This window comes from Streptosporangium sp. NPDC003464 (assembly GCF_053588315.1).
The window spans coordinates 1-16474 of sequence record NZ_JBSFPS010000232.1 but is presented as its reverse complement, the minus strand read 5'-3'; the positions used below and the strand labels follow the sequence as shown (position 1 = coordinate 16474).

The 16474-nt window shown below is 71.3% G+C and carries 17 protein-coding genes; 6 read left to right on the top strand and 11 right to left on the bottom strand.

What is annotated here, in order from left to right:
• The first annotated feature begins 1 nt into the window (after position 1).
• Both ACWDS7_RS36785 and ACWDS7_RS36780 read left to right on the top strand, forming a co-directional pair.
• Positions 2-1285, top strand: coding sequence for an acetyl-CoA carboxylase biotin carboxylase subunit (locus ACWDS7_RS36785; RefSeq protein WP_451933007.1), 1284 nt, complete (start codon positions 2-4; stop codon positions 1283-1285).
• Between the two features lie 49 nt (positions 1286-1334).
• Positions 1335-1547 (top strand): biotin/lipoyl-binding carrier protein, encoded by a 213-nt coding sequence (locus tag ACWDS7_RS36780; RefSeq protein WP_306864387.1) that lies wholly within the window; start codon positions 1335-1337, stop codon positions 1545-1547.
• A gap of 269 nt (positions 1548-1816) precedes the next feature.
• Here ACWDS7_RS36780 and ACWDS7_RS36775 read toward each other — a convergent pair whose 3' ends face one another.
• Positions 1817-2197, bottom strand: coding sequence for a thioesterase family protein (locus ACWDS7_RS36775; protein WP_451933006.1), 381 nt, complete (start codon positions 2195-2197; stop codon positions 1817-1819).
• Positions 2198-2220: 23 nt separating this feature from the next.
• On the opposite strand from ACWDS7_RS36775, the gene bsaP reads away from it, so the two are divergent.
• A complete protein-coding gene (bsaP, locus tag ACWDS7_RS36770) occupies positions 2221-2403 on the top strand; it encodes a biotin synthase auxiliary protein BsaP (RefSeq protein WP_451933005.1) in 183 nt (60 codons plus the stop codon).
• A 369-nt stretch (positions 2404-2772) separates the two neighbouring features.
• Positions 2773-4452, top strand: a complete 1680-nt coding sequence (locus ACWDS7_RS36765) for a protein kinase domain-containing protein (protein WP_451933004.1) — start codon at positions 2773-2775, stop codon at positions 4450-4452.
• 297 nt (positions 4453-4749) lie between these two features.
• Here the strand turns inward: ACWDS7_RS36765 and ACWDS7_RS36760 are convergent, their stop codons facing one another.
• The 6 genes from ACWDS7_RS36760 to ACWDS7_RS36735 all read right to left on the bottom strand — a co-directional run bounded on the left by ACWDS7_RS36760 (position 4750) and on the right by ACWDS7_RS36735 (position 11435).
• On the bottom strand, positions 4750-6402 hold the full coding sequence (locus ACWDS7_RS36760; protein ID WP_306864396.1) for an acetolactate synthase: 1653 nt from the start codon (positions 6400-6402) through the stop codon (positions 4750-4752).
• A 222-nt stretch (positions 6403-6624) separates the two neighbouring features.
• The gene (locus ACWDS7_RS36755; RefSeq protein ID WP_451933003.1) at positions 6625-7593 is read right to left on the bottom strand and encodes a thermonuclease family protein; all 969 of its coding nucleotides are present in this window, start codon (positions 7591-7593) and stop codon (positions 6625-6627) included.
• Between the two features lie 48 nt (positions 7594-7641).
• Entirely contained in the window at positions 7642-8637 is a 996-nt protein-coding gene (gene bioB, locus ACWDS7_RS36750) for a biotin synthase BioB (protein WP_451933002.1), read from the bottom strand.
• 35 nt (positions 8638-8672) lie between these two features.
• Positions 8673-9395, bottom strand: coding sequence for a dethiobiotin synthase (bioD, locus tag ACWDS7_RS36745; protein WP_306864405.1), 723 nt, complete (start codon positions 9393-9395; stop codon positions 8673-8675).
• A gap of 74 nt (positions 9396-9469) precedes the next feature.
• Positions 9470-10189, bottom strand: a complete 720-nt coding sequence (locus ACWDS7_RS36740) for a GntR family transcriptional regulator (RefSeq protein ID WP_306864408.1) — start codon at positions 10187-10189, stop codon at positions 9470-9472.
• A gap of 76 nt (positions 10190-10265) precedes the next feature.
• Complete coding sequence (locus ACWDS7_RS36735) at positions 10266-11435, bottom strand: 8-amino-7-oxononanoate synthase (protein WP_451933001.1); 1170 nt, start codon at positions 11433-11435, stop codon at positions 10266-10268.
• A gap of 59 nt (positions 11436-11494) precedes the next feature.
• Between ACWDS7_RS36735 and ACWDS7_RS36730 the strand changes: the two genes are divergently transcribed.
• Positions 11495-12958 (top strand): sensor histidine kinase, encoded by a 1464-nt coding sequence (locus ACWDS7_RS36730; RefSeq protein ID WP_306864414.1) that lies wholly within the window; start codon positions 11495-11497, stop codon positions 12956-12958.
• 31 nt (positions 12959-12989) lie between these two features.
• On the opposite strand, the gene ACWDS7_RS36725 is transcribed toward ACWDS7_RS36730, so the two are convergent.
• Positions 12990-13244 (bottom strand): WhiB family transcriptional regulator, encoded by a 255-nt coding sequence (locus tag ACWDS7_RS36725; RefSeq protein ID WP_306864416.1) that lies wholly within the window; start codon positions 13242-13244, stop codon positions 12990-12992.
• 280 nt (positions 13245-13524) lie between these two features.
• Positions 13525-14484, bottom strand: a complete 960-nt coding sequence (locus ACWDS7_RS36720; protein ID WP_451933000.1) for a diacylglycerol/lipid kinase family protein — start codon at positions 14482-14484, stop codon at positions 13525-13527.
• A gap of 92 nt (positions 14485-14576) precedes the next feature.
• On the opposite strand from ACWDS7_RS36720, the gene ACWDS7_RS36715 reads away from it, so the two are divergent.
• The gene (locus ACWDS7_RS36715; protein WP_306864422.1) at positions 14577-14945 is read left to right on the top strand and encodes a hypothetical protein; all 369 of its coding nucleotides are present in this window, start codon (positions 14577-14579) and stop codon (positions 14943-14945) included.
• Between the two features lie 31 nt (positions 14946-14976).
• On the opposite strand, the gene ACWDS7_RS36710 is transcribed toward ACWDS7_RS36715, so the two are convergent.
• Positions 14977-15756: an RNA polymerase sigma factor SigF gene (locus ACWDS7_RS36710; RefSeq protein ID WP_197048491.1), complete on the bottom strand. Its 780-nt coding sequence runs from the start codon at positions 15754-15756 to the stop codon at positions 14977-14979.
• Between the two features lie 17 nt (positions 15757-15773).
• On the bottom strand, positions 15774-16199 hold the full coding sequence (locus ACWDS7_RS36705) for an anti-sigma factor (RefSeq protein ID WP_370879692.1): 426 nt from the start codon (positions 16197-16199) through the stop codon (positions 15774-15776).
• Positions 16200-16474: the final 275 nt, after the last annotated feature.

The window sequence follows — 16474 nt, the reverse complement described above, 5'->3', positions numbered from 1 at the left end:
AATCATCCGCACGATCCAGCGCATGGGACTGCGAGCCATCGCGGTGTATTCCGAGGCCGACGCCGACCTGCCGTTCGTCCGGGAGGCCGACGAGGCGATCCTGCTCGGGCCGGCCAACCCGGCGCAGAGCTATCTCGACGCCGACAAGGTGCTTGAGGCCGCCCGCGTGTCGGGCGCCCAGGCCGTCCATCCGGGCTACGGGTTCTTCTCGGAGAACGCCGGATTCGCCCGGGCCGTCATCGACGCCGGTCTGACCTGGATCGGGCCCTCGCCCGAGGCGATCGAGCGGATGGGCGACAAGATCAACGCGCGTAACCTGATGGAGGCGGCGGGCGTGCCCGTCGCCGCCGGGACCCGCGAGCCGGTCACCGGGCTGGAGGAGGCCGTGGCCGCCGTCGCCGGGATCGGCTACCCGGTCATGGTCAAGACGGCGGGTGGCGGCGGCGGCATCGGCATGGGTGTCGCCCACGACGAGGCCGGGCTGGCCAAGGCGTTCGAGCAGGCGTCCAGGGCCGCCTCGCGCTTCGGCGGGACGCCCGCGATCCTGCTGGAGCGCTATATCGAGCACGCCCGCCACGTCGAGGTGCAGATCCTCGGCCTCGCCGACGGCACGGTCGTCGCGCTGGGCGAGCGCGACTGCTCGGTGCAGCGCCGGCACCAGAAGGTCGTGGAGGAGACGCCGTCCCCCGGCATCACCCAGGAGCTGCGCGAGCGCATGCTGGCGGCGGCCGTACGGGCGGGCGAGGCGGTCGGTTATCTCGGCGCGGGGACCGTGGAGTGCCTGGTCGACGCCGACAAGCAGGACTTCGTCTTTCTGGAGATGAACACCCGGCTCCAGGTGGAGCACCCGGTCACCGAGCTGGTCACCGGCATGGACCTGGTCGAGCAGCAGCTGCTGATCGCCGCGGGCGAGAAGACCGCGCCGGAGGTGGTCGCGCGCGGCCACGCGATCGAGTTCCGCGTCTACGCCGAGGACCCCAAGCGGTTCTTCCCTGGTCCCGGGAAGATCGACATCTGGACGGAACCGTCCGGCGAGGGCGTCCGGGTGGACTCCGGCTACACCGACGGCAACACGGTCACGCCGTTCTACGATCCGCTCATGGCCAAGCTGTGCGTGTTCGGGCAGACGCGGGCCGAGGCCCTGGAGCGCGCCCGGGCGGCCGTGGCGGGCTTCGAGATCGCGGGACCCAAGAACAACCTCCCGTTCTGCGCGGAGCTGCTGGAGCACCCCGAGTTCGTCGAGGGGACCTACGACACCGGACTGGTGGCTCGCATGCGGGCCTGAACAGGTCGGTCTGACACAGATGGATCACAGTGATTGATGGGAGTGTCCGGTGGCTGAAGTACGCGCAGAGATGGTGGCAAATGTCTGGAAGGTCCTCGTTTCCCAGGGCGACACCGTCGAGGACGGCGACACCCTGGTCATCCTTGAGTCGATGAAGATGGAGATCCCCGTCATCGCCGAGGACGACGGTGTGATCACCGAGATCAAGGTCGCCGAGGGCGACGTCATCCAGGAAGGCGACGTCATCGCCGTCATCGAGTAGCCCACCCGGCCCGGCGCCGGTCACCGCCGCACGTGCTCCCGCCGTACCGGCGCCGGTGAGAGTCCCGCGTGAACGGTCCCGGCCCCGGTCGCACGGTGGGACCCGGGTGGCGCACGGTGAGCGTGTGCGGCGGTTCCAGGTGGCGCACGGTGAGCATGTGCGGCGGTCCGGGTGGCGCGCGGTGGGTGTGGGACGGTGCGCGGTGGTTCCGGACGGTGTGCGGGGCGGTGTCGGGGGTGTCCCGGGCGGTGTGCGGTGAGCGCGGGCGGTCAGTGGGAGAGTCTGGCGATGAAGCGCTCGCGGTCGACGACCACGCGTTCGATCGTGCCGGTCGCGACGGTGGTGTGCCGGTCGGCGGCGGTGAAGGCGAAGACCAGGCGGCGGCCGTCGACCTCGGTGAGCTCGGCGGTGATCTCGACGTGGGTGCCGACCGGGCTGGCCGCCAGGTGCTCCAGGACGACCTTGGTGCCCACGGAGGTCTGGCCGGGCTCCAGCGCGCCCGTGACCGCCTGGACGGTGGCCTGTTCGGCGAAGGCCAGCAGGCGGGGGGTGGCCAGGACGGGGACGTCTCCGCTGCCGACCACGGCAGCGGTGTCCTCCCTCTCGACCATGATGAGGAGCTGGGCGCGCAGGCCGGGAGTCAACGTCATGGGCGTCAGCATAAGGTGATCGGGTGACCCCCTACTGCGATCACTGCGGCCGCCCGGCGCACGAGGGCGAGCACGCGGGCTGCCGCGCCGCGCGCGCGATGGAGCCGCCGCGTTACTGTCCCCACTGCCGCCGGCGCATGGTGGTCCAGGTGACCCCCACCGGCTGGTCGGCGCGCTGCGCGGAGCACGGCACGCTGAGCGGCTGAGCCCCGGTTCCGTCGGCCGGGACGGATCACCGCCCCACGACGGACCGAGCACTGCTCTCCGGCCGCTAGTTTTATGTACGTTTTATGTACTCTTGTGGGGGATTCCAGGGTGGCCAAGGCTCCGTCGATGATCCGTGGGCGCCGGGGGCGGTTGGCGCCGACGGCTGCCTGGCAGCTCTTGCCGTAAAAGTGCGCAACCTATACAAGTACGCTTAAAAGTCCTGAGTTTTGTGCGATGCTACGGCACGCGTCTTGTTTGTGAGGCATACGGCTTGCAGGGTTTCGTTACGTTGCCGTGACGTTGGCGCGATACAAATCCGCTTTGTTGGAGAACCCTGGGGTGGGAGCGGAGAGGGTTACGGGGGAGTCATGGTGGCCCAAGGCACGACGCTGGCGGGGCGGTATCGGCTGGATACCCGCATCGGCGCCGGCGGTATGGGCGAGGTGTGGCGCGGTGAGGACACCGTCTTGGCTCGCACCGTCGCGGTCAAGGTGCTGCTCCCGGGCCGTACCGACGACCCCGGCTTCTTGGTGCGCTTCCAGGGCGAGGCCCGGGCGATGGCGACGATCAACCACCCCGGGGTCGTAGACGTCTACGACTACGGGATTCACGAGGTGCCCGGCGCGGGGGCGACGGCATATCTCGTGATGAAGTTCGTGGACGGCGAGCCGCTCGACCGGCTGCTCGGGCGGCTGGGGAGCATCGCCCCCGGGCCCGCGATGGAGCTCATCGCCCAGGCGGCCTCGGCCATGCAGGCCGTCCACGACCAGGGCATCGTCCACCGGGACATCAAGCCCGGCAACCTGATGGTCCGCTCCGACGGCACACTCGTGCTCACCGACTTCGGCATCGCCAGGTCGGACGCGGCCAGCAGGCTGACCGACGCCGGCATGGTGCTCGGCACCGCCGCCTACTGCGCGCCCGAGCAGGCCGAGGGTGCACCGGTCACCCCCGCGGTCGACATCTACGCACTGGGCGTGGTGGCCTACGAGTGCCTGGCCGGGCAGCGGCCCTTCGACGGCGACACCCCGGTCACGATCGCGCTCAAGCACATCCGCGAGATGCCGCCGCCACTGCCGCCGCACATCCCTCCCGCGGTCCGGGCCCTGGTGGAGCGGGCCCTGTCCAAGGACCCGGCCCGGCGCTTCCCCAGCGCCGCCGCGATGAGCACCGCCGCCAGACAGGCGGCGCGCCTCGGGCCGGAGACCGGCTCGACGATGGCGCCGCCGCCCCCGCCCGCCGGCGCGGTGCAGACCGGCTGGGAGGGCGCCGCGTCGCCGCAGACCGGCCGGCACGGAGCCCCGCCGCAGGCCGACCGGTCCGAGGCGCCGCTGCCGCAGACCGGCTGGCAGGGGGCCATGCCTCAGGCGGGCCCGCAGGGGGCCGTGCCGCCCGAGACGGCGCCGTCGCCCGGCCCGGCCACGCAGGCGGTCCCGCAGGGGCGCGGCCGCCGCGGCGCGAAACGGTCCCGGAGGAAGGGCGGGCTGCTGGCGGCCTCCGCGGCGGCGGCCGTGATGTGCGTCGGGCTCGTCGCCCTGGCGATCAACGGGATGGCGGCCTCCACGGTATCCAACGACCCGATGACGAAGCCCGAGCCGCTGCCCAGCGTGAGCGGTTCGCCGAGCCCCACGAAGACCAGGACCTCCAGGCCCCCCAAGACGAAGCCGCCCGCCACCACCCCGGCCGAGCAGCCCACCCGCCCCACCCGCACGCCCACACCCACGCCGACCCCCACCCCGACGCCCACGCCCACCCCGACGCCGACCCCGACGCCGACCCCCACCCCGACGCCGCTGCCGAAGCGGAAGGTGCCCGACGTCACGGGCATGGCGCCGGACATGGCCAGGAGCGAGCTGCAGAAGGCGGGCCTGAAGCCGAAGACGTCTGAGAGCGCCGACCTCGACCGCACCCAGTGCATGAGGGTGGTCGAGCAGAACCCGCCCGGCGGGACCTTGTGGGATCCGAGGAAGCCGGTGGAGATCGTCGTGGCCAACTACGGCTGCCCGTCCAGCCCGGCGCCCACCCCGACCTCGACGCCCAGCCCCTAGACGAGCAAGACCTGAGCCGTTCGGGGCGGGGACGGCGAGTCGCGGAGACGGCGAAGGGTGTCGACGACCTGTCTGTGACGGCAGCCGTCGACACCCTTCTCGCCGCGCGGTGACTGGTCCGGCAGGCCGGCCCGCATCGGACCTCCGCCGGAGCCGGCCGGCGCCGAACCGCTGACCTCGGCGGTGGCCCAGGCCCTGCCCGGGGTCCGGCCGACCCACCCCGGCCATATCCGGCCGCCCCCGTCCGGTTCGGCGCGGCTGGGGTCCCCGCCCTGACGGGGCCCCAGCCGGCGCCGTTCAGACCCCGGTGGTGTTGCGGGGGTAGGCGACCGACGGGTCGGTGGCGATGTTGACCATGTACGGGACGCCGGAGTCGAAGGCGCGCAGCAGCGCCGGGCCGATCTGCGACGGGTCGGTGACCAGCTCGCCGCCGCCGCCCAGAGCGGTCACCACCTGGTCGTAGCGGCACTGCGGCTGGAGCTCGGCCGCCACGTCGTAGCCGTAGAGCATCTGCATGGGGTGCTTCTCCAGCCCCCACATGCCGTTGTTGCCGCAGATCATCACCACCGGCAGGCGGTGCCGTACGAGCGTGTCCACGTCCATCAGCGAGAAACCGGCCGCGCCGTCGCCGAGCAGCAGCACCACCTGCGAGGAGGGCCGCGCCACCCGGGCGGCGATGGCGTAGCCCAGGCCGGTGCCCAGGCAGCCGTACGGGCCCGGGTCGAGCCAGTTGCCGGGCTGCTTGGGCTCGACGTATTTGCCGGCGTAGGAGACGAAGTCGCCGCCGTCGCCGATCACCACGGCGTCGTCGGCGAGGACCTTGGCCAGCTCGCCGTAGATGCGCATCGGGTGGATCGGATCGGAGCCGGAGGCCAGCAGGTCCGCGTCGGCGGCGATGGCCGCCGACGCGGCCTCCGACAGCTTCGACAGCCACGGCGCGTAGGACGCGGGGGAGACGCCGGCCTGGTTGCAGGCCGTACCCAGCCCCCAGAAGACCAGCGACAGGTCGCCGGCGGCGGTCCCGGAGGGCTCGATGTGCGTGGTGAGCTGCGACGGGGCGTCGGCCAAGTGCACGACCCTGGCGAGCGGGGCGCCGTCCTTGCCGCCGAACCAGCCGTAGCCGAGGCGGAAGTCCAGCGGGGCGCCCGCCACGATCACCAGGTCGGCCTGGGTGAGGGCCAGCCCCCGGGCCCGGGTGACCAGCAGCTCGTGCCCGGCGGGCAGGATGCCGCGGCCCTGGCCGTTGGGGATGACCGGCAGGCGGAACTCCTCGGCGAAGCCCCGGGCGACCTCCTCGGCGCGGTCCATCCACACGTCCGAGCCGAGCACCAGCACCGGGCGCTCGGCCTCGGCGAGCAGGCGGGCGATCCCGGCGAGGGAGTCGGGGTCGGGCTCCAGCGGTGACGGGGTCAGCGTCTCGGTGACGTGGTCGGGCGGGGGCGCGGCCGCGAACAGGTGGTCCATGTGGAAGTCGAGGAAGACCGGGCCGCGGTGCGGGGCCAGGGCCGTGCGGAAGGCCATCTCCACGTCTTCGGCGACGGAGTCGGGGCCGGAGCCGGTGAAGGCCAGTTTGGTGATCGGCGCGAACAGCGGCGGGTGGTCGATCTCCTGCAGCGCGCCGGAGCCCCAGCGTGAGCGCGGTGCCCGGCCTCCCATGACCACGACGGGGGAGCCGTTGAAGTGCGCGGTGGCCACGCCGCTGACGCCGTTGGTGACGCCGGGGCCGGCGGTGAGTACGGCCAGCCCGGGTCTGCGGGTCAGCCGGGCGGTCGCCTCGGCGGCGAAGACCGCGCTCTGCTCGTGCCGCACGTCGAGGATGGGCATGCCCTCGTGGACCGCCCCGTCATACAGCGGGAAGACGTGCCCGCCGGACAGGGTGAACATGGTCTCGATTCCATAGGCCTTGGAGACGGCGACCGCGATGTCACCTGCGTGCTTTGGGGACTCCATACCGCGCAACCTACCAGTCAGTCACTTAGCCGGACAGGGGTTCTTCACCCTGCCCAGATTCCTCCCACCTAACGCTGCCAGCGCATATTCGCCCCGTCCGGCGGCCCCGGCCGCCCGGCCCGCGCCGGCGACCGGGCCGGCCCGGACGGCCCGACCGGCCCGTGCGGCCCCGCGGTCACCGGCCCGCGCCGCCCGACCCGGACGGCCGGGCCGGGCAGGCGTCTACAGCGGTGGGACCGACCAGCCCTTCTCCGCCCACAGGGGCGCGTGCTCGGCGTTGACGAACAGCCGGTCCTCCGGCTGCGGGATCCGGTGGTAGCTCTGCGGGTGGAGCAGCTCGGAGGAGCTGTCGGACAGGTCGAGGACATACCGGTCGGGCGCCCGCCGCCCGGCCAGGTAGCGCAGCTCGAAGGCGTGCAGCCGCAACGGGTCCGCCGGGTTCCAGACCCCGAGGCCCGCCTGGCGTGCCTGCCGTACCGACTCGCGGGCCCGGCCCAGCGCGCCCGCCTCCGCCACCGTGCGGGCCGTCCCGGGAGCCGGTACGGCCTGCGCCACCCGGTTCTCCTGCCGGACGAAGGGGTCCACGTTGGGCCAGATGAAGTAGGGCATGGCGTGCCCGCCGGCGAGCAGCCGCTCGTTGTACGGGGCGGGCCTGGGCCGGAGCTTCTGGTCCCGGTTGACGTAGCACAGCAGCCTGCCGTACCGGTCGAGGACCTCGTGCGCGAAGGCCAGCCGGAACTTGAAGGTCTCACCGTCGAGGCCCTGCTCGGCGATGTCGGAGCTGATCATGTCTCTGAGCGCCTGCGTGGACGGGCCGCCGAGCTCGGCGTGGTTGCGCGCGGTGGCCGGGCCGAGCCTGCCCAGCAGATGATCGTGGAGTGCGGCGCGCAGCGGCAGCGGCTCGAAGCCCGGCGCGAACGGGTCGGCCAGGAAGTCGGTCCAGGCCGGGTGTGAGATCTTGACGAAACCCCTGGGCAGGTCGGGGACGACGGAGCTGCGGGGCAGCTCGAAGCTGACCTCGGGGGCGTCCACGCCGAGCAGGCGCACGCCGAAGTTGCCGTCGGCGGCGATGTTGATCGTGTCACCGTCGTGCACGACCTTGTCGACGGGCTGCGGGGCTCCCGCCGACCGCGCGAGGAGCGCGTGTCCGACGGTGATACCGGGAACGGGCTGTTCGATCGCCTTGGCCATGCTCACATCATGAACGCCCGTCCGCGGCACGTCATGGCATCGGTGCTCTCAGAGCGTGTCGGAGAGCGCCTTGATCGGCATCTTCAGGTCGACCAGCAGGTCGAGGTCCGCCTCGGCGGTCCGGCCGAGGGTGGTCAGGTAGTTGCCCACGATGATCGCGTTGATCCCGCCGAGCATGCCGTCGCGGGTGCCCAGGTCGCCCAGGGTCAGCTCGCGGCCGCCGGCGTAGCGCAGGATCGTGCGGGGCAGCGCGAGCCGGAAGGCGGCGATCGTCCTGAGCGCCTCGGAGCCCGAAAGGAGGGGCAGCGACTCGAAGGGCGTGCCGGGGCGCGGGTTGAGGAAGTTCAGGGGCACCTCGTCGGGCTGCAGCTCGCCGAGCTGCCCGGCGAACTCCGCCCGCTGCTCCAGGCTCTCGCCCATGCCCACGATGCCCCCGCAGCACAGTTCCATCCCGGCCTCGCGCACCATCAGGCAGGTGTCCCAGCGCTCCTGCCACGTGTGGGTGGTGACGACCCTGTCGAAGTGCGACCTCGCGGTCTCCAGGTTGTGGTTGTAGCGGTGCACGCCCATCCCGGCCAGCTCGTCGACCTGGGCCTGGGTGAGCATGCCCAGCGAGCAGGCGACGTTGATGTCGACCGCCTCCTGGATCGCCTTGACCCCCTCGCGGACCTGGTCCATCAGCCGCCGGTCGGGGCCGCGCACCGCGGCCACGATGCAGAACTCGGTCGCGCCGGTCGCCGCGGTCTCCCTGGCCGCCCGGACGAGGGAGGGGATGTCGAGCCAGGCCGCGCGGACCGGGGAGGTGAACTGGCCCGACTGGGAGCAGAAGTGGCAGTCCTCCGGGCAGCCGCCGGTCTTGAGGGAGATGATCCCCTCGACCTCCACCTCGGGGCCGCACCACTTCATCCGCACCTCGTGCGCGAGCCCCAGGAGGTCGGCGAGGCGGTCGTCGGGCAGTTCGAGGCAGCGCAGCACCTGCGCGGCGTCGAGTCCCCGGCCCTCCTCCAGGACCTGTGTCCGGGCGATCTCAAGAATGTCGCTCATGCTGCTCCGTTCTCCGTCCGATCTCCGGCCGTCGTCTACGGCAAGAGCCTAAGGGCCCTCCGGAAGGCAGAGGGGTCGAAACCGCCGCCCAGCACCGGGCTCAGGCCGGCGTGGGCGGTCCGGGCGAAGTCCTCCCGGCCGAGGGCTCCGGCCCCCTCCGGGAGCACGCCGGCCAGCGGCCGGGCGGCCAGCATCTCCAGGTCCGCCACGTTGCACCGCTCGGCCAGGTCGGGGGCGGCCGGCCAGGAGCCGATCACCACCCCGGCCGGCTCCAGCCCGCGATGGGCCATCGCCTCCAGCGTCAGCGCGGTGTGGTTGAGCGTGCCCAGCGCCGCCCGGGTCACCAGGAGCACCGGCGCGGAGAGCTCCCGGGCCAGGTCGGCCAGGGTCGCCCCCTCCTCGTCGAAGCGGACGAGCAGCCCGCCCGCCCCTTCGACGACCACCAGGCGGTGCGACTCGGCCAGCTCCTCGATCCGGGCGGCCGCCTGGGTGAGGGAGACCGGCGGCAGGCCCGCCGTGCGGGCGGCCGCCGCCGGGGACAGCGGGTCGGGGAACCTGGCGAACTCGAACGTCGAGGTCACCCCGGACAGCCGGATGACGTCGTCGAGGTCTCCGGGTTCCGTCTCGCCCACCCCGGTCTGAGCGGGTTTCACCACCGCGACCGGGACGCCCCGCTCTCTGGCGAGCGAGGCCACGGCCGCGGTGACGATCGTCTTTCCCACTCCGGTGTCGGTCCCGGTGACCACGAGAATGCTCACGCACCTCACCTTAGGCGGCTGTGACCTTCCACGGCCCGGACTCACGGCCCGGACGCGGACCGCCGCCGGAGACCTCAGGGGCGGCGCAGCCGGGTGACGAACTTGTAGCGGTCGCCGCGGTAGAGGGACTGGGCCCACTCCACCGGGTTGCCGTCGGCGTCGAAGGCGTGCCGGGTGAGCAGCAGCATCGGCAGGCCGACGTCGACGCTCAGCACCTGCGCGTCGTACGGCGTGGCCAGCACGGTCTCGATGATCTCCTCGGCGTCGGTCAGCCGCACGTTGTAGGCGTTGTGCAGCGTCTCGTACAGCGAGGAGTGCACCTCCAGCTCGCGCCGGAGCCGGGGGAAGCGCCGGGCCGACAGGTGGGTGGTGTCGATCGACATCGGCTCGCCGTTGGCCAGGCGCAGCCGGTGGATGCGCAGCACGCGGCCGCCGGGGTTGATCGCCAGCCGGCGGGCCAGGGGCTCGTCGGCGGTGATGTAGCTGATATCGAGGATCTTGGTGTCGGGTTCGAGGCCGACCGTCCGCAGGTCGCCGGTGTATGAGGTGAGCTGGAGGACCTGGGCGACCTTGGGCTGCGCGACGAACGTCCCCTTGCCCTGGATACGCACCAGGCGGCCCTCGACCACCAGCTCCGACAGGGCCTGGCGCACGGTGGTGCGCGACGTCTCGAAGCGCACCGCCAGGGTCCGCTCGGGGGGCAGCGCGCTGCCCGCCGACAGGCTCTTGGTCAGCGCGAGCAGGCTGCGTTTGACGTCGTAGTACTTAGGAATCCTGGGGGAGTCGTCCGTCACGTCGGCACCTCACCTGACGGCTCGGAAACGGCGTGGCCGGAGGTGCCGTGCCCGCCGGCTCGCCCGCTTCGCTCACTCACATGGTCACCTTCATCTCGGCCACGGCGGTGAGCGCACCCCTGATCACCGCTAGATCTTCGGAACTCAGATTGGCCCGCGCGGTCAACCGCAGGCAAGAGCGGCCGACCGGCACTGAGGGCGGCCGGAAACATCCGGCGCGCACTCCGCGTTCCGCACAGATGAGGGCGGCCCGTAGTGCGCTCTCGGGTGGGCCGAGCACGATCGGGACGACCGCACCCGCCGGATCGTTGGTCTCCAGGCCGAGTTCGCGGGCCATCGAGGCCAGCTCTCTCGCTCTGGTCCGCACGCATCCGGGCAGTTCGGGCTGGTTTTGAAGGATATCCACAGCGGCGAGTGCCGCCGCCACGCTGCCGGGGGCGAGGCCGGTGTCGAAGATGAACGAGCGGCCCGTGTCTATCAGGGTCTCGATCACCTCCGGGGCCCCGAGCACGGCTCCGCCCTGGGAGCCCAGGGACTTGGAGAGTGTGACCGTTCTCACAACGCCCGGCTCGGCCGCCAGGCCCGCGGCGTGCACCGCTCCCCGGCCGTGGGGGCCGATGACGCCGATCGAGTGGGCTTCGTCCACGATCAGCAGCGCGCCCTGCCGTACGGTCGCCGCGTGCAGCTCCGCCAGCGGCGCCAGGTCGCCGTCGACGGAGAAGACCGCGTCGGTGACCACTATCGCGTGCTCCTCGTCCCGGTCGGCCAGGGCCTTCTCCACGGCTGCCACGTCCTTGTGCGGGGTGACCACCACACGCGAGCGGGACAGGCGGCAGGCATCCACGATGGAGGCGTGGTTGCCCGCCTCGGAGACCACCAGCGCGTCCCTGCCCAGGGCCGTCACGGCCGCCAGGTTGGCCAGATAGCCGGAGGAGAACACCAGCGCGCCGCGGGCCCGGGTGAAGGCGCACAGCCGCGCCTCCAGCTCGGCGTGGAGCGCGGTGGAGCCGGTGACCAGGCGGGAGCCGGTCGAGCCGGTGCCCCAGACCCGGGTGGCCTCCGTCGCCGCCTCGATCAGCCGCCGGTCCCTGGCCAGTCCGAGGTAGTCGTTGGAGGCCAGGTCGATCAGGCCGTCGTCGTCCGGCGTCCGGGCGCGCAGGGTCCGCTTCAGCCCCGCGGCCTCCCGCGTGCCCGCGGCCGTGCGCAACCGTGCCAGCGGATCTGGGGTCTGCTCCATAGCGGGCATCTTGCCAGCCGGGCCCGCCCGATTCGCGTTTGGGCCCGCAAAGAACGCATGATGCACGAGTGCCGACTCTAAGCGACCTGGTAGTCCGTCATACCGCGCTCGACGATGCCGACCTCGAGTGGATGCACTCGCTGGTCTCCGACTGGCAGCTGCTGGCCGACCTGTCGTTCGCCGATCTCATCCTGTGGATCCCGCTCAGGGAGAGATCGGGCTGGATCGCCATCGCGCAGATGCGGCCCACCACGGGCCCCACCGTCTATCACGACGACATCGTGGGGATGACGGTGGCCAAGGGGGAACGGGCGCTCATCGACACCGCCTGGGACGAGCGGCGGATCTGCCGGGAGGGCGATCCCGACTGGTCGAGCGGGGTGCCGGTGCGCGAGGAGACCATCCCGGTACGGCGGGCCGACCACTTCCTGGGCGTGATCCAGCGCTCGACGAACCTGTCGTCGGCGCGCACTCCCTCACGGCTTGAGCTCACCTACCTGCAGAGCGCCTCCGACCTGGCCCAGATGGTGGCCGAGGGGCGCTTCCCCTTCTCCGGCGCCGAGCCGATCCTGGTCCGCTCGCCGCGCGTGGGCGACGGGCTGCTCCGGCTCGACCGGGCGGGCCGGGTCACCTACGCCTCGCCGAACGCGCTGTCGGCCTACCGGCGGCTGGGTCTCAACGCCGACCTGGTCGGCGCCGAGCTGGGCCGCACCACCGCCACCCTCTGCTACTCCGACGAGCCCATCAACGAGAACCTGATGATCGTGGCCAGTGGCCGGGAGCCCAGGGAGACCGAGGTCGAGTCGGGCGGCACGGTCGTGCAGCTGCGGGCGATCCCGCTGGTGGTCGGCGGCGGGCGGATCGGCGCGCTGGTGCTCATCCGCGACGTGACCGAGCTGCGGCGCCGTGAGCGGGAGCTGATGACCAAGGACGCCACCATCAGGGAGATCCACCACCGGGTGAAGAACAACCTGCAGACGGTGGCCGCGCTGCTGCGGCTGCAGGCCCGGCGGCTGCAGCAGCCGGAGGGGCGCGAGGCGCTGGAGGAGGCGGTGCGCAGGGTCGGGTCGATCGCGATCGTGCACGAGACGCTGTCGCACACGCCCGACGAGCAGGTGGACTTCGACGACATCGCCGACCGCGTGATCGCGATGACGGGCGAGGTGGCGGCGCCGGAGGCGCAGGTCGTGCCGCGCCGGATCGGGACGTTCGGGGTGCTGCGCTCGGAGATCGCGACGCCGCTGGCGATGGTCCTCACCGAGCTGCTGCAGAACGCCGTCCAGCACGGGCTGGCACACCGGCCGGGCAAACTTCAGGTGATCGTTTCGCGGGGGGCCGACCGGCTCGACGTCATCGTCTCCGATGACGGGACCGGTCTGCCGGAGGGCTTCGACCTGGAGTCGTCCACCAGTCTCGGCCTGCAGATCGTGCGCACGCTGGTCGTCGGGGAGCTGTCCGGGCGGCTGGCCATCGAGCCCCGGCAGGGCGGCGGTACGGAGGTCACCCTCGGCATTCCCCTCCCCGCGGTCTGAGCCGGGCCGGGGAGGGGCGCTTTCTCGCCGGTCAGACGTTCGCGCGGGTGCGGGCGCGGGCGGTGCGGCGCTTGAAGGCGCGGCGCTCGTCCTCGCTCAGGCCGCCCCAGACGCCGGCGTCCTGCCCGGATTCCAGGGCCCACTTCAGGCATGCTTCACTTACAGTGCACGTACGGCAGACCTGCTTGGCCTCTTCGATCTGCATCAGGGCGGGGCCGGTGTTGCCGATCGGGAAGAACAGCTCGGGGTCCACGTCACGGCAGGCAGCGCGGTGGCGCCAGTCCATGCGTCCACTCCTTCGTAAGAGGAGCCCTTGCTGCGGCTCCGTCGGCTCACTTTGTGAAGACTTTCACTAACCAGCGCGAACAATTACCCGAGCCTTGTTCGGTCGGGGGCAGGTTCACTTGATCGTCGGTGGCCTGGGAGCGAGGTGGCCGCTCAAAGGTCCTACGTTCCGACGTCAATGTTGAGATTGTCAGCCACGCTCAGTACATGCAAGAGGTTTGGGAGAACGTTTTGCCGGATATGCATGTCGGATGCGTCACACAATGACCGCATGTAACGAGTCAGACCAAAACTTGTAACGCGTTCGGGATAGACCGGAACGTCACTCGCTCGACTTCGCCCAGGTAGTCGCCGTCGAGCTGGAAGGCGACCGGGCGCTCGGCGGTCAGCGTGAACTCCCGCTCGTCGTGGAGCTGGACCAGGTGGCGGCCGTTGGGCAGGGTGTCGCGGACCCCCATGATCTGGGGCATCAGGCGGAGCATCGACGGCAGGCCCAGGCGCTGCAGTCCCAGCAGGTCGAGGCCCGTCTCGAAGCTCGCCCACGGGGTCGGGCAGACCGGCTGGGAGCCCACGTAGGTCCACGGCGAGGTGTTGGAGACGACCGCCATGAAGATGTGCCCGGTCCGGGGCACGTCGGGGCCCTCGACGGCCATGGCGGCATGGCGCTTGTCGGTCGTCAGATAGTGGTGCAGCGCGGTGTTCACATAGCGGGTGGGGGTGGCCTTGCGGCCGGTGCCGCGCATCCCCTCGACCGCCCGGATCACCTCGGCGTCATACCCCAGGCCACTACAGAAGGTGAAATATCGGCTTTCGTCATCCCAGATCGCCTGACCAAGCCCGACGGTCCGCCGCCGATCGTCACGGATCGCCTCGAGCACCGCGCCGACCGCCTCCACCGGGCTGTTCGGCAGCCCGAGCGCCCGCGCGAACACGTTCGCGCTGCCACCGGGGATGACCAGCAGCGCCGGCCGCTCCGAGGCGTCCCCGTCGGCGCCGCTCCTGCCGTCCTCCGCGTCGAGCAGGCCGTTCACGGCCTCGTTGATCGTGCCGTCGCCGCCCAGCACGGCCACCACGTCGAAGCCCGAGGCATGGGCCTTGCGGGACAGAAGGGCCGCGTGCCCACGGTAGGCGGTCTCCTCCACCTTGAGATTCATGGTGGCGCTCAGTGCCCTGATGAGCACGTCCCGCGTCCGCTGGTTGGTCGACGTCGCCTTGGGGTTCACCAGGAGCATCGCGCGCATAATGCCAGCGTATCCGCCGATAACGGCACTGCGGCTGCGGAAATCAGGCCGGGCTGCCCCGGCGATAGGGTTGGGATGTGTCGAATCGCCCGATGACCCTCACCGTCGCCGCCGTCGTCATGGGGCTGGAAGGCCTCATCACCCTGGTGCTCGGCGGCTACGCCGGAGTCGAGACGGTGATCGGCCAGCCGTCCGACGTGCTGAGCTCGATCTTCGTCGCCGGCTTCGGGATCCTGGTCGGCGTGGTCCTGCTCTGGGTGGGCTGGGGCATGCTGCAGGCCGAACGGTGGACGCGGAGCCTGGGCGTGCTGGCCCAGATCTTCGCCACCGTGATCGGCATCACGCTGATCCAGTCCGACCAGCAGACCATCGGCATCCCGCTCATCGCCGTGGCAGTGATCGGACTGGTCGCGCTGCTGTCGCCGCCGACGACGCAGGCCCTCTACGGGGACCAGGACTGACCCGGTCTCCTCGGTCGTCCGCGGGCGGGGCCTAGTCTTCCGCGGTCAGGCCCTCACGGAGCTGGGCCAGGGTCCTGGCCAGCAGCCGGGACACGTGCATCTGCGAGATGCCGAGCTCGGTGGCGATCTGGGACTGGGTCATGTTGCCGAAGAACCGCAGCAGCAGGATCCGCTTCTCGCGCGGCGGCAGCCGTTCGAGCAGCGGTTTGAGCGACTCGCGGTATTCGACGCCCTCCAGGGAGTCGTCCACGATGCCGAGGGAGTCGGCCACCGCGGGCGCGTCGTCGTCACCGGAGTCGGGTGCGTCGAGGGAGACCGTGGAATAGGCGTTGGCCGACTCCAGCCCCTCCAGCACCTCCTCCTCGCTCATCTTCAGGAACGCCGCGAGCTCGCCGACGGTGGGCGCGCGCCCCTCGCGCTGCGAGAGCTCGCTTATCGCCTTGGTCAGCGAGAGCTTGAGCTCCTGCAGGCGGCGCGGCACGCGGACCGCCCAGCCCTTGTCGCGGAAGTGCCGTTTGATCTCGCCCACGATCGTCGGGGTGGCGTAGGTGGAGAACTCCACCCCCCGGCCGAGGTCGAAGCGGTCGATCGACTTGATCAGGCCGATGGTCGCGACCTGGGTGAGATCGTCAAGCCACTCGCCCCGGTTGCGGAACCGGCGGGCGAGATACTCCACCAGGGGAAGGTGGAGCTCGACGAGCTCGTCACGGATACGCTGGCGCCGCGAGTCGTCGGGGGTCAACTCCGCCAGTTCCGCGAAGAGCAGGCGCGCGCGCACCCGGTCGGGCACCGCGTGGTCGCTGGCGGCCATGGCACGAGTCCTTTCCGTCACGCCGGCCTCGCCGCGCCTCGGCGCTTGCGTAGCACGATCGCCATGCGGTCGGGGGAGTCGGTTACGGCATCCACGTCGTCAGCCAGGGCGGTGAGCACCATCCACGCGAAGTCGTCGCGCTTCGGCGCGGAACTTCCGACCGTGCTGACCTCGACCCGGATCTGCATCAGCTGCCCGGTGAGCTCGAACTCGGCGACCAGATCGGTGCCGGGCACGGCCTGGGTCAACAACATCGCGCACGCCTCGTCGACCGCGATCCGCAGATCCTCGATCTCGTCGAGCGTGAAGTCCAGCCGTGCGGCCAGTCCGGCGGTCGCCGTACGTAGCACGGACAGATAGGCACTCGCGGCTGGCAGCCGGACGCTCACCACGTCCCGGATCCCACCCATACCGACCGCGGGTGTCTCGGTGTGTTCGGTCACGTTCCTCCTCGCAGAGTCGCTGACTGCAACCTACAGCCCCGAGAGGGTGGTTGGCCCAATTGGACTCGCGATCGGGGCGATTTGAACACCTCAAGAACACCCTAAGACGCCTGAATGGGGCGTCTCAACAGCTCAGGCCCCGTGGGGTCGCACTCCTCACGGGGCCTGTCCTGTTTAATCGCGACGCTGCGCGTCGCGGCTCGGGTGCTGGTAACCGGTGGCTTCCCTCGTCGCTCGTCCGCTGCGCTCCCTCGCTCCTCAGTCCAGCTCACCGG